The following is a 21,412-nucleotide window of genomic DNA, read 5'->3' as shown; positions in this document are numbered from 1 at the left end:
TTTTACTTAGTGGCATGTAAACCACATTCTTTCTTTGATTGATCTTCCCACCACCAGCGTCCTGCTCTGAAATCCTCCCCTTCTTGCACCGCTCTGGTACAGGGAGCACAACCGATGCTCGGAAACCCTTTATCGTGGAGGGTATTATAAACGATGTTATGTTTCTTAATATACGCCTTTACTTCTTCCAGCGACCAGTAAAATATAGGGTGGAATTTCAGCAGGTTATTTTGCTCATCCCATTCCAGGTTGGTCATATCTGTACGGTTTAATGATTGCTCAGAACGGATGCCCGTGATCCAGCAATCTTTACCGCTAATCGCTCTTTTTAATGGCTCTAACTTACGAATATGACAACATTCTTTTCTATTCTCTACAGATTCATAAAAACTATTTGGTCCTTTCGCATTCACCATTTCCTGGAGCGCTTCTGCTTGGGGATAATAGGCCAGGATCGGTTTTTTATAATTCTCTAATGTCCTGTTCCATACGTAATATGTTTCCGGGAATAGCCTGCCTGTTTCCAGGGTAAACACTTCAATCGGAATATCATTTGCAAAAATCAGGTGTGTAATCACCTGATCTTCCCAGCCGAAACTGGTAGAGAATACTATTTTCCCCGGATAATTAGCGGCAAAATAACGGAGGGCCTCTACCGGATCTTTATCTTTTATTTGTTCAGCTATTGCTGTTAATTCTTCTTTCATGACTAAAATTCTTTAAGGATAAAGTTGATGATGCTGCGTAAGCTCACCAATACCACTAACACACCTACTGACACCATAATTGTTTTCACAGAGATCTTGTTCGATACCCTTGCCGCAATCGGCGATGCCAAGGCACTACCAATCACCAAACCACCAACAGCTTCCCAATGTGCACCATTTAACATGGTGATAAAAGTCAGGGAGCTCATCAGGGCGATAAAGAACCTGGTAATTTTCACCGTTCCTAAAGAGAAACGTGCGTTTCTTCCACCTGCGATTAAACTGGATAAAACAATGGATCCCCAGCCACCGCCGCCAACAGCATCGATAAAACCACCAAATAAGCCGAGAAGACCGATTTTTTTGATTTTACCTTTCGGATTTTTCAGCCTGCGGTTGATTTTATAGGCCTTGGAAAGAATCACACCACCAAGAATCAGGGTATACACTGATATGATGGGCTTTGTATAATGGTTATAATGCTCCAATGACGACAACAGGTAGGCACCTACTACAGCCCCCACAATCCCTGGTATCAACAGCATGCGGAACAGCTTCCAGTTCACATTTCCAAAACGGTAATGCATCCAGCCGGCAATCCCGTTACTCAGAATTTCTGATAAATGGACACCCATACTCGCTGAGGCAGGGGGCACACCCATTGCCAGAGAAAATGAAGTGGAGGTTACGCCATACGACATCCCAATGGCACCGTCGATCATGGCGAATACAAACCCACCAATCAGAAACCAGTAAAACATAGGATCCAATTGCGTCAGATAAGCCTGAAATTCAGGTTCCTTATGCCAGAAAGCAGTGATGACTATAGCAAAAGAAAGCACGATTGAGGTCCAGATCAGCCATTTGAAGTTTTTCTTAACCTTATCTACGTTCTTTTCAGGAGCTGCATCGTTCTCGGCTACCAGAGTTTCATTTGAAACTATACCATTTCCCGCTCCTGAATACTCATTTGAAATTACATCAATTACCGCCGACTGACTTTCCATAAAGTTCCCGGTTTCAATTGAAATTGCCTGATCATTCAAGACTTTACTGTTTTTTGAAACACCATTTTTCGCTGGAGCTTTTTCAGCAACTAAAATAGAGGTGACTTCATTCAACCTGGTCACCTTTTCCGCGAAATCCCCGCTTAAAGTATTTCTTAGTGCCTCCATGTTTCCTAAAGTATCAATCAGTGCTTCCGGCAGGTTTTCATTCAGCACTTCTTTTAAACGTTTCGCAATCGTTGGTGATTTCCCATTGGTAGAAATCGCAATTTTTAGGTCTCCTTTTTTCACGATCGACCCCAGGTAAAAGTTACACAGGTCAGGCTTATCCGCAAAGTTCACCAGGAGATTTCGCTGATCGGCTTCCAGTCTGATCTGTTGGTTTAGCGCATTATTATTTGTTGCAGCCACCACCAGATCGGCATGATCCAGATCTCCGGTCATAAATTCTCTTTCTAGGATGATCACCCCTTCATGTGCGGCAGCCAATTCCCTGAATTCCGGTAAAATCTCCTTTGCAATCACCCTAATGCGAGCTTCAGGGCTATTTGATAATATGGCTGCTAATTTCTCCAGTCCAACCGGACCTGCACCAATCAGCACTGTGCGAATGGTGTTCAATTTAATGAAGACAGGAAATAATTGATTGCCTTCCATATTAGTTATAGTTCTTCTTTAAGTGCATTGAAAAATTCTTTGATGGGTTGAAAAGAAGGGTGCAAAGACACTACCTCGCCAAAGATCAGCAATGCTGGTGCTTCAATTCCTTTTTCTTCTACTGATTCTACAATCGTATCTACCACTCCAATCGCCAGTTTTTCGTTTTGTGTCGAACCGCTTTGAATCGCAGCAACCGGAAGTTTTCCTTTTCCTTCATTTTGGAAAAGTTTTACAATCTCTTTCAGTTTCCCTAATCCCATCAATACCACTACCGTAGCTTTAGACCTTGCAGCTTCATACAAATCATTGGAGATTTTCCCAGAAGCCGTGGTACCTGTCACCACCCAAAAGCTTTCGCTTAATCCTCTGTGCGTAACCGGAATTTGCTGTAAGCCAGGAACAGAAATAGAGCTCGATAAGCCTGGAATCACGGTTACCGGAATGCTATAACCCGCAGCAAAATCCAATTCTTCGTAGCCTCTGCCAAATACAAAAGGATCACCACCTTTTAAGCGCACCACGTGACCGTAGTTCAGGGCATAATCAATCATGAGTTTATTCACAGCATCCTGAGAATAAGAATGTTCGCCAGAGCGTTTGCCCACATATACTTTGATGGCTTCAGGATTGGCATAATCCAATACACCTTCATTTACTAAAGCATCGTACAATACCACATCGGCAGATTTCAAGGCATTTGCACCTCTCATCGTAATCAATTCAGGATCACCTGGGCCGGCACCTACCAAAGTAATCTTTGGTTCTTTGTTATTTATATTTTTAGTGCTCATTAGATTTGCTCCTCTCTTTTTGCATTGATCTGATTAAAAAAGTCGGTGACATCAGCCAGGTAAGCGGCAGCAAATTCTGCTGTAGGCTCATTCTTATTGATTTGTAACACCAGTTCATTGAAAGTACTTTTCAGTTTAAACTCTCCTGTTTCTACATAATGGGTATCAAACTCACGGATCACACCAATCTGTGTACTGCTGTTGACTGCTTTATCCAGTAAAAGCGCTTTTGCTGCGTTTACGAATACGGCATAAGTATGATAAATAGCATCAGACCAAGCTTTTGCTTCAAAGGAAGCCCTTGCCCAACCTAATTTCTCTTCTGCTTCTAACAGCAAAGTAGCCACTAAATCAATCACCACACCTGCACATTCTCCGACACCAATTGCCGTATTAAAGATCTCTTCATGCCCCCAATCTACATATTCTTCCTCTTTCAAGGTGGTCAGATCTGCCAGTGGTTTTAACAGCTGGTAGAAATAATCTTTCCCTTGTCTGTCGTAATAAGCATGGAAGCTTTCTTCTTCCTGGTGATTTCCGCTAAAATCATTTAATATGGTTCTTAACACATCAGTAGCACGCTTAGAAGGTGCTTTAATCACCCTTTCCGCTACCCGTCCTGCGCCATCACCAACGGTACCGCCACCCAGCATCACCTGTACTGCAGGTACTACTTTTCCGTTTGCTTTCACGGAACTGCCATGGAATCCAATGTGTGCCAGACCATGCTGACCACAAGAATTCATACATCCGCTGATCTTTATTTTAATGTCTTTATCGTAAATCAATTCTGGAAACTCATCATAGATCACTTCTTCCAGTGCTACAGAAAGCGACATACTATTTGAAATCCCAAGGTTACAGGTATCTGTTCCCGGGCAGGTGGTCACATCACCGATGCTGTCAAATCCAGGAGTCGCAAAATCTACCGCCTTCAATACCTCATATAAAGCTGGTAAAGCACCTGCTCTGACAAACTTTAAAAGTAGTCCTTGATTTTGAGTGATGCGGATTTCATCAGCCACATAAGGACTGATTCCTGCGACCAATTTACGGGCGCGGTCGGTTTTAATATCCCCTACCGGCACCTTTACATAGACGCCATAAAAACCTTCTTGCTTCTGAGCAATTACGTTTGTAGCACGCCAATGCTGGTATTCCAAAGTATTTACGACTTCTAATTCTGGATATTCCAGCAAAGCAGGAGGCTCCGGAGAAAGCACGGCATCTCTATCTATTTTAAAAGACTTTGATTTATTGGCGATTCTTTCTTCATCAATCAGTCTCAATAATTCTTCTAATCCTAATTTCTGTACTAAATATTTAAGACGTGCTTTGTTTCTATTGGTACGCTCTCCGTAACGGTCAAACACCCTTAATACGGATTCCGCATAAGGAATGATCTGATCTTCCGGAAGGAAATCGTGTACCAAACTGGCCAGGAAAGGCTGTGCACCTAATCCACCACCCAGCATCACTTTAAAACCACGCTCTCCTTTTTCATTGATTTTAGGAATAAAACCAAGGTCATGGATATAGCTATAGGCCGTATCTTTTTCATCCGATGAGAAAGAAAACTTAATCTTCCTTCCCATTTCCTGACAAATCGGGTTACGCAGGAAATAAGTGAAAAACGCATGTGCATAAGGAGAAACATCAAACAATTCGTTTGGATTGATTCCTGAATCCGGCGAGGAGGTTACGTTCCTTACTGTATTTCCACAAGCTTCACGGATCGTGACATCATCACGTTCCAGTTCCTCCCACAATTGAGGGGTCCTGTCTAAACTCACATAGTGAATCTGAATGTCCTGTCTGGTGGTTAAGTGGAGGTTTCCACTGCCATACTCATCAGAAACATCGGCGATGCGTAACAGTTGTTTGAAGGTTACTTTTCCAAAAGGCAATTTAATACGCACCATTTGTACGCCAGGCTGTCTTTGTCCATAAACACCACGGGCAAGGCGCAGGCTTCTAAATTTTTCCTCATGAATTTTTCCTTCGCGAAAGGCTCTGATCTTTTTCTCAAGATCGATAATATCCTTTTCAACAACAGGATTTTCTAACTCTGTTCTAAAACTTTGCATAGTACGTTTGGTCTTATTTGAAAAAAGCTTCTTCTGTCGGGGAGACTGAAGAAGCTTTTAAATATTTTTACTCTTTACAGCCGAAATCATTACCCACACATGCAGTGAGTTAACATTAGATTTCCGTTGTAAACTGTTTGGTTCATAAAGCAAATATATAAAGTATATAGGTTTAGTAGTACATTAGATTGGTAAAATATTTATAACTCACTGTATTTCAATGTATTAATTTACTACCAATTCTATGGAATTAATTGCAATAAAACCAATAACGTTGATTACAAGCGAATTAAGCCTAGTAGTTTTTATTCAATTCCTTAGCCTTTAAGTACTGATCTGGAATTATACGAAACCTGTCCGGAATCATTTGTTCACTATATCTAATCCCTGCGACAGATTCCTATTGCGCTGATTCCCGACCAAACCTTTCCAGGATTCCTCTCCATACTTAATCATCGGCAAATTGTCAAATTGATCAGGATCAAAACAAAATCTCATCTGAACACTTACTTTTATAATACTAAGTCTTTTATGAAAAGAAAAATCAACCTTTTACCTTTCGCCATTATCGCCACTTTTGTATTTTTACTCAACTGGTATGTCCTTTCTGGCATTGAAACTTTAACAAACAGCAGTTGGCTGAGTCCGGTGTTCTGGGGCTTCCTCATTTTCATTCTGGCCTCCCTTACCTATTCCATTCAGCGCATGCGCGACAATGGCATGGATATCTTTTTCAAGATCACTACCCATACTTTCTTAGTCTTGATCACCAGTGAGCTTGTCTTTGTGGTTATTTTAATTCTTGGCGACGGTTACCGGGTGATTACCGGTGGTACAAGAAGCGTGTACTGGGTAGAATTCGGATTGGCTTTATTTGTCATCACCGTATTGATTTTCTTATATGGTATTATTAAAGGTAAATACGCTTACCGCGTGATCAAACATACTTTATTCTTCGACGAACTGCCGGAACAATTTAACGGCTTTCGCATCACACAGATTTCCGATGTACATGCAGGCAGCTTTAAAAACGCGAAAGCAGTACAAAGGGGCATCGACTTGATCAAAGCACAAAAATCCGATCTTTTTGTGTTTACCGGAGACCTGGTGAACAACAAAGCAGAGGAAATCGTACCCTGGATGGGGCACTTTTCACAGGTGAAAGCACCTCATGGTCAATTTTCTATTCTCGGAAACCATGATTATGGAGATTACATCAAATGGGAAAACGATACAGAGAAACAGACTAATTTACAAAGTCTAAAAAAGCACCATGCCGAAATGGGCTACAGACTGCTGTTAGATGAACATGTACGGATTGAAAAAAATGGACAGCATATCATCCTTGCAGGAGTAGAAAACTGGGGGATTGGCTTTGGGGAGCGCGGCGATCTGAAAAAAGCATTGCAAAACGTAAACCCGGATGATTTTAAGGTTTTGCTCTCTCATGATCCTACCCATTGGGAATCTGAAGTGAAAAACTGGCCTTCAAAAATACAATTGACCCTATCTGGTCATACCCATGGGATGCAATTTGGAATCGAAGCCTTTGGCATCAAATGGAGTCCTGTAAAATACCGCTATGCACATTGGGCTGGTGTTACCAGTGCAAATGGCAGGTATCTGAATATCAACAGGGGTTTTGGCTTCCTTGGTTTTTCAGGAAGAGTGGGCATCTGGCCGGAAATAACCGTCATCGAATTGAAGAAAACGAGAAGATAACATCAGTTTATTCAGCCAATCAAGCATATTTATAATCAGCAAACCTGCATAGTATCAAAACAGATCATCCGATGCAGGTTTGCTAAGTACAATCTATAGGCAAATACAATCTAAGGCCTATACGTAAATACAGTCTAGAGCGAAAACTCTTCTGTAAAAACCCCTTTTCCCGTTCCCACATAACATTTCGCCAGTTTTTCCACGGCATAATCAATCTCTTCTTCGGTATTGTACCGGCTAAAAGAAAAACGAACTGTTGATCTGCCAAACTGAGGTCCCAAAGCGGTAAGTACATGAGAACCTGCACCAGAATGACTATTACAGGCACTGCCGCCAGAAACTGAAATCTGCTGTTGATCCAGGTAACTTAAAAGGTCAATTCCATTCTGCGGATCAGGCAAAGAAACACTCAACACACTATTTAAACTGAGCGCTGTATTTGCAGAGTTCCCATTAAAAGTTACTTCAGCAACCCTTTCTTTTAGTTTATAGATCAGGCGTTCTTTTAATTGGATCAAATGCCGCTGAGCAACATCCCGGTTTCTATAACTGATTTCCAATGCTTTTGCCAATCCAACAATGCCGGTCACATTTTCTGTACCTGCCCGTTGCTTTTGCTCCTGAGCACCCCCGTTAATCAAAGGATAAAGCGTCTGTTTGGTACTTCTGTATAAAAAGCCAACGCCTTTCGGGCCATGGAATTTATGTGCAGACCCCACCAGAAAATCTGCCTTCAAATCGGGGGTATCGTAACGGTACTGCCCCATAGACTGCACAGTATCCGAATGAAAAACTGCGCCATATCTTTTACAGCATGCTCCGATTTCCGAAATATCATTTAGGTTTCCGATCTCATTATTTCCATGCATTAAGGAAACAAATGCCTTTTCATTGGTACTCAGTAATTTTTCCAGATGAGGCAGGGAAATATTGCCTGCTGCATCATGCTGAAGATAAACCAGGTTAATTTCTCCGTTTTTCTCTAAGGCCTGCAAAGTATGCAATACGGCATGGTGCTCAAAAGCAGAAGTGATAGCAAGTCGGATGCCATTGCTACGAATCCCGGAAAGGATCGCAGTGTTATCCGCTTCTGAACCACCCGAAGTAAACACAATCTGGTCTGGACTGCTATTGAGCAGGTCTGCGATAATGCCACGGGCATGCGCAATGGCTACTTTCGCTCCCCTGCCATGGTGATGCGAAGAAGATGGATTCCCAAAGTTTTCAAAAAAATAGGGCTCCATTGCCAGGAAAACTTCTCTGTTTAAAGGTGTGGTTGCGGCGTTGTCTAAATAAATTCTCATGTGAATTGCTTTAATAGATTTAAGAAAATCTACTTAATCAGTTTACAAGAATAAGGCATGGATGAGTTTACCAGAAAATCCAACTACAGGTTTTCTAACAACTTATCTCTTCCGCCAAATGGCGGACAGGAATTAGCACCTTATTAAAATAACAGGTTGCTAAGACATCACAGGGCCTTTCCCTCAGTCTTTCTGGATAAGTAAATAAATGAATGAACTTTACTATCAGCAAAGATGTAATAAAGTCTACTAATTCAATAGTCTTTTTTAAATAAATTATTAATTTTTGAATTTCGGTCATATAAATGCTAATTAAAGCTAATAAATAACGGAATTTCCCTTCATTTGAAGTTTCAATTCCATATTTTTGCAGCATATTCTATAAGAGTATAATTACACAACCTGAATGGAAGAAAATAAATTGAGAGTAGAGGCGCATCAAGTAACTGGCGACAACAGCATTTTAAAAAGAATATTCCAGGATAGAAAAAGAACCAATATTTTAAGCGGCATAGAGCAAAGCACGATTTCCTGGCTGGTAAAACGCATTCCTAGTTTCATCAGTTCAGACATGCTGACATTTATCGGTACTACCGGTTCTGTAATTGTACTATTAGGCTTTATCATGGGTACTTACATCAGCAGAGACTATCTATTATTAGGCCCCTTAGGTTTAGCGATCAACTGGTTTGGTGATTCCCTGGATGGAAGAATGGCTTATTATAGAAACACACCCCGTAAATGGTATGGTTTTTCATTAGACATCATTATGGACTGGATGAGTACCGTTCTGATTGGCTTAGGCTACCTGGTTTATGCCCGAAATGAGTATGAACTAATTGCCTTTATATTTGTAGCCTTATATGGCTGGGCGATGATCATTTCTCAGTTGCGTTATAAAATTACTGACATTTACAGCATTGATGCAGGGATTGTTGGTCCTACTGAGATCAGGATTATTCTTGCCATCATCATTATTTTAGAAGTTATTTTTGGTCATTTAATTGAATATTTTGCTACTGGAATCTGCTTGGTATTATTCATTATCAATTTCCTGGATACCAGGAAACTATTGAAACTGGGCGACATCAGGGACAATGCAGAGCGTGAAGCAAAACAACAAAAGGCGCGTTAATGAGCATTAAGAAATCTGTATACGTTTTTGCAAAGGCACAGGTTTCCGCTTTCTCAGGTGGTATTATCGACTACCTGATCATGATCGCCTGTACAGAATTCCTGCACATTCATTATACCATTTCCATCGCTATTGGGGGCGTCATCGGCGCCATCGTTAATTTTTCCATTAACCGCTACTGGACCTTTAATGCAAATAAATCCACGCAATTACCTGTAGGCAATCAACTGGTCAAATTCGTATTTGTAGTTGCCGGAAGTATTCTCCTGAAATCTTCAGGAACTTATCTTTTCAGTAATCTATTGCGCCTGGATTATAAAATAACCAGGATCATGGTAGACATCCTTGTATCGCTGGGCTTTAATTATACCCTGCAAAAATACTGGGTCTTTAAAAAAAGTACTACTGATTCAAAAATACCACAGCCAGCAGACCTAAAAGGCTAATTTGGGCAATATCCGATAAAACGCCACATTACAATCAGTAAAAAGTACCATTTTATGAAGAATTAGTACCGCTTAAAAATCCAGCTGAAGCAGTATCTTTGTATATGAAGAATGACATCCCTGTTTATGACATCAGTACTTTTGAAGAATACAAAAATGCGGGTATCCTAGTCAGCAGGTTTGGCCATTATTCTAAGCAGTACTTACACTTACATTCGGCACATCGGCACTCCTTTTACCACATGGTTTGCTTCACAAAAGGAAGCGGCAATCAGACGATTGATTTTAAAAATTACCCTGTACTACCGGGCATGATTTATTTTATGACTCCAGGACAGGTGCACAGCTGGGCTTTTGAATCGGAAGTGGAAGGATATATCATCAATTTCTCTGAAAATTACTTCAAGTCGTTTTTATACAATCCGCTATACCTGGAGAATTTCAGCTTCTTTGACGAGCATTCCGGTGATGCAGTATTGGTACTGCCAGAATTGACGATGGAAAAAGTGGTTTCCCTTTTTGAAGAGATCCTGCATGAAGGAAAAGAAGCCAGGCCATTTGATGCCGATCTGGTAAGGCTTTTGATGCTGAATATTTTTATTCAGGTATCGAGAGGATTGAGTTTGAAACAGCAGCCACAAACCAATTCCTACAACCAGACGCTGCTGAAGAGTTTTAAAAGATTAATTGAAACTAATTTTATAGAATTGAGGTTTCCTAAACAATATGCAGCGCTGTTATACATCACTCCAAATCATCTGAATGCACTATGCAATGATCTTTTGGGCATCTCTGCAGGTCAGCTCATCCGGGATCGGGTGATTTTAGAAGCTAAGCGTTTACTGATTAATATGGAGCTTTCCATTGCTGAAATATCAGATAAGCTCGCTTTTAGTGACCCCTCTTACTTCATAAAATTCTTTAAAAAACACGTGGGTTCAACCCCAGATAAATTTAGAAAACAAGATAAATAAAACACAAGATATGAGCAGTACGGACCAGTTAAATCACACACCGCATGTTTCCCAATGGTATGGTATCACCCATTCTAAATGCCCGAGATGTCGTACAGGTAATGTTTTCACAGGCGCTACCTACGGTTTCAAAGTACAGAAAATGAATGAATTCTGCCCACACTGCGGTTTAAAATTTGAGCGCGAACCTGGCTATTTCTATGTAGCGATGTTTGTGAGTTATGCGATGAACGTAGCACAAATGATCTCTATAAGTGTTGCAGCGTATGTTTTAGGCCTGCCCTTAACTTATGAGAACCTGTGGTACTATGTGGCCATCTTATTGGTGGGTGTATTCTTATTCTCCCCATTCAATTACAGGTATTCCAGAATGGTGCTTTTATACTGGTTGTCGCCGGGATTACATTACGATCCTTCCAAAGTATAAGTTACCCTTTATTTCCACACGTTATTAATGCCCCCTTTATATAAAGGCTCACAGCAAACACTGATGAGCCTTTTGTTTTTTTAAAATATCTGCTCCATTAAGGTACCATCATTTCATGCGGCCGAAGCCCTAATACCTGCTGAAAGGTATTGCTAAAAGTAGATACGCTATCATAGCCGACTTTCATCGATACTCCTTTCACGGTTTCTCCAGAGATAGAAAGTAATTCTACAGCCTTGATCATTTTATACAATTTGAGGTATCCGGCCACGGTGATGCCAATATCCTGTTTAAACAACCTTTCCATTGTTCTTGCAGAGAGGTTAAACTTTGCAGCGACATCAGGAATTTTGAGTTCATTGACCATCACACCTCCATTATCTACACATTCAGCAAGGTAATCTACCATTTTAGTAATCCTGGGATCTCTGGGTACCGGAAGTACCAATGGCAAAGCGGCATTGAAAGTAAGTGGTAAAATACCAATCAGGGCCTTTATAAAATCCTGTTCCAGGGGTTCTTCTTCTTCCAGTCTCGACCATTGTTCTGTAAACAGGATCATCTCCCGCAGCACCTTAGAAGTATGGAAAATATTCAGTTCCTTAAAAAAGGGACTGTCGCTGGTTTTATTTAAAAAGATACAGCGCAGGTATACCTGGTTCAAGGGGCTGGAGGTCCGGTGGGCCAATCCGGGAGGAATCCAGGCGCAATGCTGACTAGGCAATAAATAAGTTCTTTCTGCCGTATGGAGGTATTGGAGTCCCTTTTCTACAAAAATCAACTGTCCCATTTGATGGGCATGCCAATCGTCAGAAAACTTCCAATCTGCTTCATGCCATACATAGGCTTCCTTTTTTACCGAATCAACCGTTAAATGACAAAATCTTGCTTTATTCATGTGTCGTAAAATGACATGTTATTGGCAAATATAGACATTTAAAGACAAGCAGCTTTAGCGACCTTTGTGCTCTTATTACATCTTTAAATCAATATTCAATGAATTTTATAAATTCAATACGTGTAAAAACAGGTTTGTTAGTTGGATTATGCCTGTTGAGCATCGTATCATTAAAAGCCCAGCGTAAAATGAACACAAAATCTTCAGCTCTGAAAGTTCTGGTACTTTTCAATACAGAAAGTGGTGGATCTTATAAAATGGCCAAAGCGATGGCTGACGGCATAGAAAAATTTCCGGGTGCAACTGCGGTATTGAAGCAGGTGCCAAGAATTAAACCTTTGGCCAATGAGGATAAACAAGCATTTGCTAACGTTCCATATGCTGTGATTGACGAATTACCAGAATATGACGGGATCGCTTTTGGCTCAGCGGTTCATTTTGGAAATATGTCGGCAGATATGCGGTATTTTCTGGACCAGAGTGTAGGCATCTGGACAGCCCGTAAGCTGGAAGGCAAACCTGCAACAGTATTTATGTCGGCAGGAAGTGGTGCTGGACGCGAGGCTGCGATTTTATCGTTCTGGAGTACGCTTGCCGTACATGGCATGTTGATCGTTCCTACGGGCATCATGGGAAATCAGGAAATTGACAAAACCATCCCACAGGGAAATACGGCATTTGGCACTACTTCATTAGCAGGTGCAAATGCGGTGACCAGACCTTCAGCAGGCGAATTACACCTGGCAGCACTTCAAGGCTATGCCCTGGCGAAAGCCGCTAAAGGTTATCAGGAGACAAAAAACAGTGCCCATCCCCATTCCATTACTGGTACCCTTGCTCCTGGCAGCAGTACTATTGCAGCAGCTAAAATGAGTAAAATTGAAGCGCGTCTGAAAGCATTGAACATCACTTTACCTGAAGCTCCTGCACCCGTTGGAAATTACAAACCTTTCCGCATTTCCGGAAAACAGGTTTTCATTAACCAGATTGCTTTAAATGCAGGGAAAGTAGATCACCCAGGAATGGTGGGTACTGAGGTTACAGAAGAACAGGCTAAACTGGCAACACGACAAACGCTTTTAAACGTACTTGCGGTGTTAAAACAAGCGGCTGGCGGCAATTTAGACCAGGTGAAACAAGCGGTACAATTAACCGGATTCTTTTACACTGCCGCAGGATATACCAAGCATGCCTTATTAATGAATGAAGCTTCAAATCTTCTCGTAGAAATACTTGGAGAGAGTGGAATGCACACCAGGGCTACTGTTGGCGCTTCCTCTCTCCCAATGAATTCCGCTGTTGAAATCCAGGCTATTTTTGAACTGGAATAAACTCAGCAATCAATTTATTTGGTCAGCAATCGCCTGTGGTAATTGATCTGACCGGTATGGTAGGCCAAATGAGCTAATAAATGACACAGCATAAAGTCGTTCGTTTGGCCTTCACATACTTCTTTGACTTCAATTGGATAAGCCGCATCGAGGTCTTCCACCTTTTCAATACTTGTCTTTACATCTGCTTTTAAAGCATACAGTTCTTTTAGTAATTCTTCATAAGTAAACCTGACTGCTTTAAATTCAGCTTCGCGATCGCGTTCATAAGGAAAACCACCCATTGGCAGGCAGACGAAGGTTCTTAAATTCCCAATCAGGTGCTGTGCCAGGTGCCCGGCAGTATTACTGATGCCAGGAGCTGTTAACCAAATTTCTTCTTGCTGGCCATAAGCCTCCATTTCCGTAATTAATCGTTGAAGATCTCTTTCGTAAATATGGATGTAATCTTGTTTTGTCATAACGATGGGGTTGGTGTGTCTTCAAAAATCGTTAAAAACGAAGGATCTATTCTCATTTTAATGAAATAAAATGGCGTCTTTTTAGCTTAAAGTTACAATTGCCCAGAGGGAAGCGCCGGAGATCGCCAACCATAAAATAAGGCCTTGCAAAAATGGCATGATGCCCACCACCCGAACTACTTTAAAGGACAATCCGGAACCAATCAGAAACAGCGTTAGTGTCAATCCGGCTTTAGCAATACTCAGCACATAAGGCGATATTACGCTCACAAAAGGCAGGTAGGTATTGGCCAGCATGGCCAGGATAAACAAGCCAATAAAATAAGGCAGCTGCACTTTACAGCGATCGCTTTTAAAGAGAAAGGCCGTTCCGAATGCCAGTGGAACAATCCATAGCGCACGGGCTAATTTCACTGTAGTCGCAATTTTTAGTGCCTCTTCGCCATATTTACTGGCCGCGCCCACTACTGAACTGGTGTCATGAATGGCAATAGCGCACCACATTCCAAACTGGGTTTGCGTTAAATCAAGCGCATGTCCAATCATTGGAAAAAGGAATAAGGCTACAGAATTCAGAATAAAGACGATCCCTAAAGAAACAGAGATGTCTTTTTCTTCTGCTTTCATCACCGGCGACAATGCGGCAATCGCACTACCACCACAGATTGCGGTTCCGGCGGAGATCAGATAAGAAGTTTTACGTTCAATTTTGAAGACTTTGCCCAGGAAATAGCCGAGCATCAGCACCCCTGCAATGGAGGCTATGGTAAACAATACCCCTTCTTTTCCGGCTTTCATGGCGGCAAATACGTTCATTCCAAAACCTAGGCCGACCACAGATACTTTCAATAAGAGATTGGTCGCTTTGTGGTTGAGTTCCTGATACGGATGTTTCATCAGCTGCGCCATAACCAAACCTAATAATAAGGCCAATGGAGCAGACATAAATGGCAGCAGACAAAACAATGCTGCTGTGATAAAAATAACCTTCCGTGTTCGCTCGCTCAGTTCCATAATTTCTCCTTTTCTGTAACACAAAATTGAGAAGAATGGGGAGACTGGTCAAATTCAAAAACCTGATCCGGTATTACCTTAAGTTATACACCAACTGAACATGGCGCAAGAATACGTCAGACAAACCATCCGGTTTCCCTTGAAGATGAATGAAGTAAAAATAGCGTTCAATACTCAATCCGCTGACATCGATCACAGTCAGACTACCATTCTGAAGTTCTTTACTAAGGGCATGAATAGAGATGAAGGCCAGACAAGAAGAATTCATTAAATAGGACTTCATACTTTCTGTGCTGCCCAGCTGGATTTCAACTTTCAGATCGGACATTTTTAAGCCTATGGATTTTAGCGCATGGCTGAGCACCTCTCTCGTTCCAGATCCCTGTTCCCGCAGCACAAAAGCATAATCTTTGAGTGTTTCCGGACTCAGCTGGTCTTTCTTTGCCAATGGATGATCTTTCCCGCAAACGAGCACAATTTCATCCTTTATAAATTCCGTATAACTGATTTCCTGGTTTTTAGATTTGCCCTCTACGATCCCCAGATCAATTGCTCTGTCAATCAAAGCTTTTTCAATCTGCTCGGTATTGCCATTGATCAGGTTCAAACGAATGTCGGGGAATTTCTTTCTAAAACCGGCAAGCAGCGGAGCGGCGACATAATGCGCAATCGTGGTACTGGCACCCAGGTTTAAGAGCCCTTCTTTCTTGTCTACCAGGGCATTCATCTCAAAATCAATGATTCTATAGATCGCAAATAATTCTTCTGCATGCTGCAATAACAATTCACCTGCAGGTGTCAATTCAATCCGATTTCCCTTACGAACAAATAACTTATTATTATACTGCTGCTCCAATTCATGGATGTGTTTTGTCACAGCTGGCTGGGTAATGAATAAGCTTTCAGCGGCTTTTGTAAAGCTAAGACGTTTGGCTACGGTATAGAATACTTCTAGACGAAAATCTGACATAGAATCCGGTTATTGGCTTGGTTAAACATTCAAACTTAAAGAAACCCATTCATTATCCTCAAAACAGTACCATATTGTTACCAATTTTTTAATGAGCAGCATCAGCAGCTGCTCATTACTCATCCGACACTATTTGATCAGGATCTCCATTTTCTTTAAACTCTGATTTCTAAAAATAGAGATGGGTACTCTTTGTCCAGCTTTAAAAGCTCGCTGTACCTTAGCCAGATCATTCCAGTTACCAATTTGCTGATTACTGCACATCAGCAGCACATCATTTTCCTGCAGCAAGCCATGCAAAATACTTTTCTCTGGGACTTCCAGGATTAACACACCTGTTTCAGTAGCCATGCCTGTGGCAGAACGTTCTCCCAGCGTATTTAGATTTTTCACCTTTGCGCCAAGGAAGTGATAATAGACCACCTCATCAGACTTCCCATCGGAAACGATTACCGGCAGCTTTACCGGACGAACCAATGCTTTTAAGCTGGCGCTCTTTACCCCAAACTGGTCTGTTGCAAAATTCTTAAAGCCTACTTTCAAGGCAGGAGAACTTGCTTTTACACGATAATCTCCTTTTTCAGGATGGATAAACTGAGGGTCTCCAAATACCGAATGTGCATCTGTGCCTGCTTTTTGAGCTTGCAGCAGGGCATCCTGATCAGGAAAAAGATTATAGTCCACTTCTTTACCCCAATCTTCCACCCGGATCGGATAGTAAGGACGCATCACCACGTTGTGTTTAAAAACATCTCCGCTATTTTTAAACCAGACATGAGGGTGAAACGAGTTGTTGAGGATCACATTGTTTTCTACGGTTCTGAAAAAACCTTCCCTTAGTTTGAGTCCGCCATTCAGACAAACATTGTTATAAATATGGTAGTGACCAGAACCATCATCCAGGTCAATATCCCAGCCATGGTCACAGCGGAACCGATTGTCATGAATGACGATCGGTTTGATCACATCAGCTTTAATCAGTTCGGGATTATTTTTAGCAATTTCGGCCATTGAAGCATAATCAGGATGCCAGAAACGATCTCTGCCCCAGGAATTAAAAGCACCATGATCTCCCGATTCCAATACAGTATCATACACATCATTATAAGCAATCAAATGTCCGCCCCAGGTGCCTTCGCTGATGTTTATTCCTGCTCTGGGCACATCGTAAATGGTATTGTGGCTTACTTTTATGTCCATCGACATAGAAATCTCTACACCGGCAACCTGTTTTTCTACGCTGCCCAGTCCATTCATTAAAGTGTTTTCAACACTGCAATTCGCAGGATAATTATTCGTTTTAGGGCCTTTTTCCCGGTCCATATCCTTTAAAGGAACAAACTGTCCATATTCAAAACTTGGAGAACGCACTGCAGCTGGATCACCCACAAAACAAACCCCACTGGCACCTGCATTGAGAATATGACAACCTGTGACCACATTTTTTCTGTTATGATTGCTCATAAAAACAGCGTTTCCACCAACTGTATTGAAAAAGCAATTGCTGATGACACAATTTTCCGCACCTTCCATTACTACGGCTCCGCCACGATAAATCGTCCAGTCGCTCCGCAATAAGGGTTCTTTGGTTTCCATGAAAGTCCTTAACGTATGGCTGAGCTCCATTCCTTCCAGTCGAATATTTCGAACCGGTTGTGCGGCAGTTCCACGGAATTCAAAAAGTGATTTTAATTGTGCAACCTCTACCAGAGTTTTACTTAAATCAACTCCTTTTTCTGGATACAGATACAGTGTTTTACCTTTTTTATCAAAATACCATTCCCCGGCGGTATCCAGTTCTTCGAAAATATTTTCTACAAAACGGTATTTATCATGCATTCCTAATTGCCGGTTATTCTGAAAGCCGCCATTCAGCGCTAATTTTCCTTGTTCATCTTTCCCACTGATCTCGTATTGGTATCCTCCCCATTCATGTTTATGGAGGGCATGCACAAATCCTCCCTCCGGATGTTTCCAACTTTTCACCTTTTCCGGACTGATGGCATCAGCCGAAGCTCCGCCAAAAAACCGGACTGCAGGATTGTAATTCGGATACCTCGCCATGCGCTGCTGTTTTCCGTTAACGAATAACTGATCAAAAGCGATATCATCCGCAACCTTTGCTTTTTTAATTCCAGCGGAAAATGATTCCCAGGTCAATTGCAGCGGTATTCCACCACTTACTTTCACCTGTTCCCCAGGAAATGCTTTATAGACTACTGCTGTTTTTGCTGACCTGTCATCCTCCCTCCCGAAAATTATTGGGGCATTTAGGTAATAGGTTCCGCCACGAACATAAATGGTCAGCGCTTCATTGATTTTCCTTGCCATCAGCTGCGCTTTTTTAAAGCTGGCCAAGGGCTTTTCTTTTGTACCCGGATTATGGTCATTTCCTTTTACAGAAATGTAGAGTTCTTTTGCAAAAGTCGGGCTGCTAGATACTGTAAACAGCAGACAACAGCTCAAAAAGAGCTTTGCAGGCATTAAATGTTTCATTTTATATTTGGTTTATTTGGTGTTTCAGCTGTGGGTCAAATGCTAGGTTAATGCTGCAAAATATAAAACATAAACAGTAAATCACAATGATTACTCTTTACCTACTGATTAGGCTAAAAAATTAACCTGCTTTTTTTATGCCAGGGATTGCTACAAAAAAAGCTGAAGGAGGACCTTCAGCTTTTCATAAAATGATTATGAGGAGCGTTTCTATTGCTGGGGGATTTAACTAAAATTAGCTAATAATCAAGAAATTCACTCCGTTCAATTCATTCATTATATTCCTAAAAACTATAAAACACCAAAATTAATTTCTTAAAACATAGTCAAAATTCCGTAAAACGATTAAAAACCGGCATTTACCTGCAGCTGGTAATGACCAGGTGTCATGCCTACTAACTTCTTAAATGCACGTATAAAATAATTAGCATCACTAAATCCAAGCTCATAACTAACGGCAGCGACCTTGGCTTTTGGATTACTCAACAGCTGTTTTGCTTTTGCGATTTTCTCAGAAAGGATAAATTCATTCGGACTTAATCCCAATTCGCGTTTAAATAAGCGATAAAACGTGGCTTTACTCATACAGGCCTTATCCGACAAGCTATTGATATTGATTTTTTCATTCAGATTAGTTTTGATATAATGGAGTACATAAGCCAATGGATTGCGGTTCTGCTCCGATAAATCTGCCCCCAGACTTTTCAGATGCTGTTTTTGCATGATGCGCAGCAGCAATTCTTTTAAAGTCAGATCGGCTAAAATATCTGTGGCTCCAGAGCGTTCTGAGCAAATTCTGACCACTTTATTAATTAAGCCTGCAATATCTTCGCTGTTCTGAAAATGACATTCCTCAAAATTCAATTGCCACAAACTTGTGGCAGCTTCTTTAGGAAAAAATTCATTGAGATAAGTGATTGTTTTTCTGATTTGGTCGGGATCAATCGCCAGTGCAATACATTGCGTTGGATTCTCATTTGTTGCTTCAGGGAAATCGATATTCATACACAATGCAGGGGGTACAATCACCGTTTGTCCGGGATAATACTCAAATTCAGATTTCCCCGACAGGTGCATCACCTTCTTCCCTCTTAACATACTGGTGATCACAAAATCATTAAATACAAGCGGCACGCGATAAGATTCCGTATAGGTCTCAAAGACATTTAACTCACAGTTCTGCAAGGTATATGCGGTTCTATTTTCTACGAGTGTCTTTAAACTTTCCGCTCTGCTGAGTCCGAATGGATTTAATTTGTGCTGCATATCAAAAATATTATTTGGTTCATACAATGAGACGATAGTGCTATACTATGAAACAATTCTCCTACCTCCGCCTGCGCTATTGCCCTAGGTTTGTATAGCGGCTACTTGCCCTCTCAAGTTCAATTTACTTTAAAAATCATTAAAAAGACGATATATTCATGGAAAATCTAGTAAAAAGACCGTCATTTAAATCGCATTACGACAATTTCATTGGCGGCAAATTTGTAGCTCCTGTAAAGGGCGTTTACTTCGACAACATCTCTCCGATAGATGGAAAAGTATTCACAAAAGCCGCAAGGTCGAGTCAAGAAGATGTAGAACTGGCATTAGATGCCGCGCATGAGGCATTCAAAACCTGGAGCAAAAGTTCGGCAGTATACAGAAGTAATATATTATTAAAGGTTGCACAGAAAATAGAAGACAATTTAGAATACCTGGCTACCGTAGAAACCATAGAGAATGGAAAAGCGATCCGGGAAACACTGGCTGCAGATTTACCATTGGTAGTAGACCATTTCAGGTATTTTGCAGGAGTGATCAGGGCTGATGAAGGTTCGATTGCAGAGCATGATGAGCATACGGTGAGCATTGCTCTGCATGAGCCAATCGGCGTAGTTGCCCAGATCATTCCCTGGAACTTCCCCTTATTGATGGCGACCTGGAAAATCGCGCCTGCGCTGGCAGCAGGTTGTTGTACGGTAGTGAAGCCTGCTGAGCAAACCCCGGTTTCGATCATCATTCTGATGGAATTGATCGGCGACATCCTGCCTCCAGGTGTGCTGAACATTGTGAACGGATACGGAATTGAAGTAGGTAAACCATTGGCTACTTCTTCAAGGATCTCGAAAGTTGCTTTTACAGGAAGTACCACATCCGGCCGTCTAATTATGCAATATGCGGCAGAAAACATCATCCCTTCCACGATGGAACTGGGTGGAAAATCTCCGAATATTTTCTTTGAATCGGTAGCAGATAAAGACGATGCCTTTTTCGATAAAGCGGTGGAAGGTGCCGTGATGTTTGCCTTAAACCAGGGAGAAATCTGTACCTGCCCTTCGCGTCTGCTGATTCAGGAAAGCATTTACGACAAATTTATCGCCCGCGTGATCGAGCGTACTAAAGCGATAAAAATCAGCCATCCATTAGACAAAACCAGTATGATGGGCGCGCAGACTTCAAATGAGCAGTATCAAAAGATACTTTCTTACCTCAACATTGGTAAAGAAGAAGGTGCAGAACTCCTGATTGGGGGTGCGGCCAACAAGCTGGAAGGAGAATTAGGGACTGGTTATTACATCGAGCCTACTATATTAAAAGGACACAACAAAATGCGCATTTTCCAGGAAGAGATTTTTGGTCCTGTACTTTGTGTGACCACCTTTAAAACGGTAGAAGAAGCGATAGAAATTGCAAACGACACCTTATACGGATTGGGTGCAGGCGTATGGACCCGTGATGCACATGAACTATATCAGGTGCCACGCGCGATTCAGGCAGGAAGAATCTGGGTAAATCAATACCACGCCTATCCTGCACACGCCCCTTTCGGAGGTTATAAAAAATCAGGTTTCGGAAGAGAAAACCATAAAATGATGCTGGATCATTACCGCAGCACCAAAAACATGCTCATCTCTTACGATAAAAACAAATTAGGATTCTTTTAATGGTTGATGATTCAATCCCGGACAGCAGGTAGTTTTCCGGGATTTTTTTTTA

Annotated in this window: 18 protein-coding genes and 1 riboswitch; of the genes, 7 read left to right on the top strand and 11 right to left on the bottom strand. The window is 41.5% G+C overall.

Annotation, left to right across the window (positions count from 1 at the left end):
• Positions 1-2 precede the first annotated feature (2 nt).
• The 4 genes from K7X70_RS06025 to K7X70_RS06010 are packed head-to-tail and all read right to left on the bottom strand — an operon-like array spanning position 3 to position 5,252.
• Positions 3-707 (bottom strand): phosphoadenylyl-sulfate reductase, encoded by a 705-nt coding sequence (locus K7X70_RS06025; RefSeq protein ID WP_222536202.1) that lies wholly within the window; start codon positions 705-707, stop codon positions 3-5.
• Between the two features lie 2 nt (positions 708-709).
• A complete protein-coding gene (locus tag K7X70_RS06020) occupies positions 710-2,371 on the bottom strand; it encodes a TSUP family transporter (protein ID WP_222536201.1) in 1,662 nt (553 codons plus the stop codon).
• A 5-nt stretch (positions 2,372-2,376) separates the two neighbouring features.
• Entirely contained in the window at positions 2,377-3,165 is a 789-nt protein-coding gene (gene cobA, locus K7X70_RS06015) for a uroporphyrinogen-III C-methyltransferase (RefSeq protein ID WP_222536200.1), read from the bottom strand.
• Entirely contained in the window at positions 3,165-5,252 is a 2,088-nt protein-coding gene (locus K7X70_RS06010; protein WP_222536199.1) for a ferredoxin-like domain-containing protein, read from the bottom strand. Before K7X70_RS06010 ends, cobA begins: the two co-directional genes overlap by 1 nt.
• Before the next feature lie 531 nt (positions 5,253-5,783).
• On the opposite strand from K7X70_RS06010, the gene K7X70_RS06005 reads away from it, so the two are divergent.
• Entirely contained in the window at positions 5,784-6,974 is a 1,191-nt protein-coding gene (locus tag K7X70_RS06005) for a metallophosphoesterase (RefSeq protein ID WP_222536198.1), read from the top strand.
• A 134-nt stretch (positions 6,975-7,108) separates the two neighbouring features.
• On the opposite strand, the gene K7X70_RS06000 is transcribed toward K7X70_RS06005, so the two are convergent.
• A complete protein-coding gene (locus K7X70_RS06000) occupies positions 7,109-8,278 on the bottom strand; it encodes a cysteine desulfurase family protein (protein WP_222536197.1) in 1,170 nt (389 codons plus the stop codon).
• A 99-nt stretch (positions 8,279-8,377) separates the two neighbouring features.
• A riboswitch (SAM riboswitch) is annotated at positions 8,378-8,481 on the bottom strand.
• Between the two features lie 203 nt (positions 8,482-8,684).
• On the opposite strand from K7X70_RS06000, the gene K7X70_RS05995 reads away from it, so the two are divergent.
• The 4 genes from K7X70_RS05995 to K7X70_RS05980 all read left to right on the top strand — a co-directional run bounded on the left by K7X70_RS05995 (position 8,685) and on the right by K7X70_RS05980 (position 11,260).
• Positions 8,685-9,413, top strand: a complete 729-nt coding sequence (locus K7X70_RS05995; RefSeq protein WP_222536196.1) for a CDP-alcohol phosphatidyltransferase family protein — start codon at positions 8,685-8,687, stop codon at positions 9,411-9,413.
• The gene (locus K7X70_RS05990) at positions 9,413-9,859 is read left to right on the top strand and encodes a GtrA family protein (protein WP_222536195.1); all 447 of its coding nucleotides are present in this window, start codon (positions 9,413-9,415) and stop codon (positions 9,857-9,859) included. Before K7X70_RS05995 ends, K7X70_RS05990 begins: the two co-directional genes overlap by 1 nt.
• A 104-nt stretch (positions 9,860-9,963) precedes the next feature.
• A complete protein-coding gene (locus K7X70_RS05985; RefSeq protein WP_222536194.1) occupies positions 9,964-10,833 on the top strand; it encodes an AraC family transcriptional regulator in 870 nt (289 codons plus the stop codon).
• A gap of 10 nt (positions 10,834-10,843) precedes the next feature.
• Complete coding sequence (locus K7X70_RS05980; protein ID WP_062547295.1) at positions 10,844-11,260, top strand: DUF983 domain-containing protein; 417 nt, start codon at positions 10,844-10,846, stop codon at positions 11,258-11,260.
• Between the two features lie 97 nt (positions 11,261-11,357).
• Here K7X70_RS05980 and K7X70_RS05975 read toward each other — a convergent pair whose 3' ends face one another.
• Positions 11,358-12,158, bottom strand: coding sequence for an AraC family transcriptional regulator (locus K7X70_RS05975; protein ID WP_222536193.1), 801 nt, complete (start codon positions 12,156-12,158; stop codon positions 11,358-11,360).
• A gap of 98 nt (positions 12,159-12,256) precedes the next feature.
• Between K7X70_RS05975 and wrbA the strand changes: the two genes are divergently transcribed.
• The gene (wrbA, locus tag K7X70_RS05970; protein WP_222536192.1) at positions 12,257-13,489 is read left to right on the top strand and encodes an NAD(P)H:quinone oxidoreductase; all 1,233 of its coding nucleotides are present in this window, start codon (positions 12,257-12,259) and stop codon (positions 13,487-13,489) included.
• Between the two features lie 14 nt (positions 13,490-13,503).
• Here wrbA and K7X70_RS05965 read toward each other — a convergent pair whose 3' ends face one another.
• From K7X70_RS05965 to K7X70_RS05945, 5 genes are all read right to left on the bottom strand, one after another.
• Complete coding sequence (locus K7X70_RS05965; RefSeq protein WP_222536191.1) at positions 13,504-13,950, bottom strand: DinB family protein; 447 nt, start codon at positions 13,948-13,950, stop codon at positions 13,504-13,506.
• An 81-nt stretch (positions 13,951-14,031) separates the two neighbouring features.
• Positions 14,032-14,964 (bottom strand): YeiH family protein, encoded by a 933-nt coding sequence (locus K7X70_RS05960; protein WP_222536190.1) that lies wholly within the window; start codon positions 14,962-14,964, stop codon positions 14,032-14,034.
• Between the two features lie 73 nt (positions 14,965-15,037).
• Positions 15,038-15,934, bottom strand: a complete 897-nt coding sequence (locus K7X70_RS05955) for a LysR family transcriptional regulator (RefSeq protein ID WP_222536189.1) — start codon at positions 15,932-15,934, stop codon at positions 15,038-15,040.
• 129 nt (positions 15,935-16,063) lie between these two features.
• Positions 16,064-18,430, bottom strand: a complete 2,367-nt coding sequence (locus K7X70_RS05950) for a right-handed parallel beta-helix repeat-containing protein (RefSeq protein WP_222536188.1) — start codon at positions 18,428-18,430, stop codon at positions 16,064-16,066.
• A 345-nt stretch (positions 18,431-18,775) separates the two neighbouring features.
• Positions 18,776-19,696, bottom strand: coding sequence for an AraC family transcriptional regulator (locus tag K7X70_RS05945; protein ID WP_222536187.1), 921 nt, complete (start codon positions 19,694-19,696; stop codon positions 18,776-18,778).
• A 158-nt stretch (positions 19,697-19,854) separates the two neighbouring features.
• On the opposite strand from K7X70_RS05945, the gene K7X70_RS05940 reads away from it, so the two are divergent.
• The gene (locus K7X70_RS05940; RefSeq protein WP_222536186.1) at positions 19,855-21,360 is read left to right on the top strand and encodes an aldehyde dehydrogenase family protein; all 1,506 of its coding nucleotides are present in this window, start codon (positions 19,855-19,857) and stop codon (positions 21,358-21,360) included.
• Positions 21,361-21,412 lie beyond the last annotated feature (52 nt).

Origin of the sequence: Pedobacter polysacchareus (assembly GCF_019802255.1) — a bacterium.
In the GTDB taxonomy this organism is placed as follows: Bacteria; Bacteroidota; Bacteroidia; order Sphingobacteriales; family Sphingobacteriaceae; genus Pedobacter; species Pedobacter polysacchareus.
Note: the sequence above shows the minus strand (reverse complement) of the source record. Positions and strands in the feature narration are given on the sequence as shown.

Coding starts and splice junctions, on each gene's coding strand:
- K7X70_RS06025 (WP_222536202.1), bottom strand. CDS start 707: ATGAAAGAAGAATTAACAGCAATAGCTGAACAAATAAAAGATAAAGAT.
- K7X70_RS06020 (WP_222536201.1), bottom strand. CDS start 2,371: ATGGAAGGCAATCAATTATTTCCTGTCTTCATTAAATTGAACACCATT.
- cobA (WP_222536200.1), bottom strand. CDS start 3,165: ATGAGCACTAAAAATATAAATAACAAAGAACCAAAGATTACTTTGGTA.
- K7X70_RS06010 (WP_222536199.1), bottom strand. CDS start 5,252: ATGCAAAGTTTTAGAACAGAGTTAGAAAATCCTGTTGTTGAAAAGGAT.
- K7X70_RS06005 (WP_222536198.1), top strand. CDS start 5,784: ATGAAAAGAAAAATCAACCTTTTACCTTTCGCCATTATCGCCACTTTT.
- K7X70_RS06000 (WP_222536197.1), bottom strand. CDS start 8,278: ATGAGAATTTATTTAGACAACGCCGCAACCACACCTTTAAACAGAGAA.
- K7X70_RS05995 (WP_222536196.1), top strand. CDS start 8,685: ATGGAAGAAAATAAATTGAGAGTAGAGGCGCATCAAGTAACTGGCGAC.
- K7X70_RS05990 (WP_222536195.1), top strand. CDS start 9,413: ATGAGCATTAAGAAATCTGTATACGTTTTTGCAAAGGCACAGGTTTCC.
- K7X70_RS05985 (WP_222536194.1), top strand. CDS start 9,964: ATGAAGAATGACATCCCTGTTTATGACATCAGTACTTTTGAAGAATAC.
- K7X70_RS05980 (WP_062547295.1), top strand. CDS start 10,844: ATGAGCAGTACGGACCAGTTAAATCACACACCGCATGTTTCCCAATGG.
- K7X70_RS05975 (WP_222536193.1), bottom strand. CDS start 12,158: ATGAATAAAGCAAGATTTTGTCATTTAACGGTTGATTCGGTAAAAAAG.
- wrbA (WP_222536192.1), top strand. CDS start 12,257: ATGAATTTTATAAATTCAATACGTGTAAAAACAGGTTTGTTAGTTGGA.
- K7X70_RS05965 (WP_222536191.1), bottom strand. CDS start 13,950: ATGACAAAACAAGATTACATCCATATTTACGAAAGAGATCTTCAACGA.
- K7X70_RS05960 (WP_222536190.1), bottom strand. CDS start 14,964: ATGGAACTGAGCGAGCGAACACGGAAGGTTATTTTTATCACAGCAGCA.
- K7X70_RS05955 (WP_222536189.1), bottom strand. CDS start 15,934: ATGTCAGATTTTCGTCTAGAAGTATTCTATACCGTAGCCAAACGTCTT.
- K7X70_RS05950 (WP_222536188.1), bottom strand. CDS start 18,430: ATGAAACATTTAATGCCTGCAAAGCTCTTTTTGAGCTGTTGTCTGCTG.
- K7X70_RS05945 (WP_222536187.1), bottom strand. CDS start 19,696: ATGCAGCACAAATTAAATCCATTCGGACTCAGCAGAGCGGAAAGTTTA.
- K7X70_RS05940 (WP_222536186.1), top strand. CDS start 19,855: ATGGAAAATCTAGTAAAAAGACCGTCATTTAAATCGCATTACGACAAT.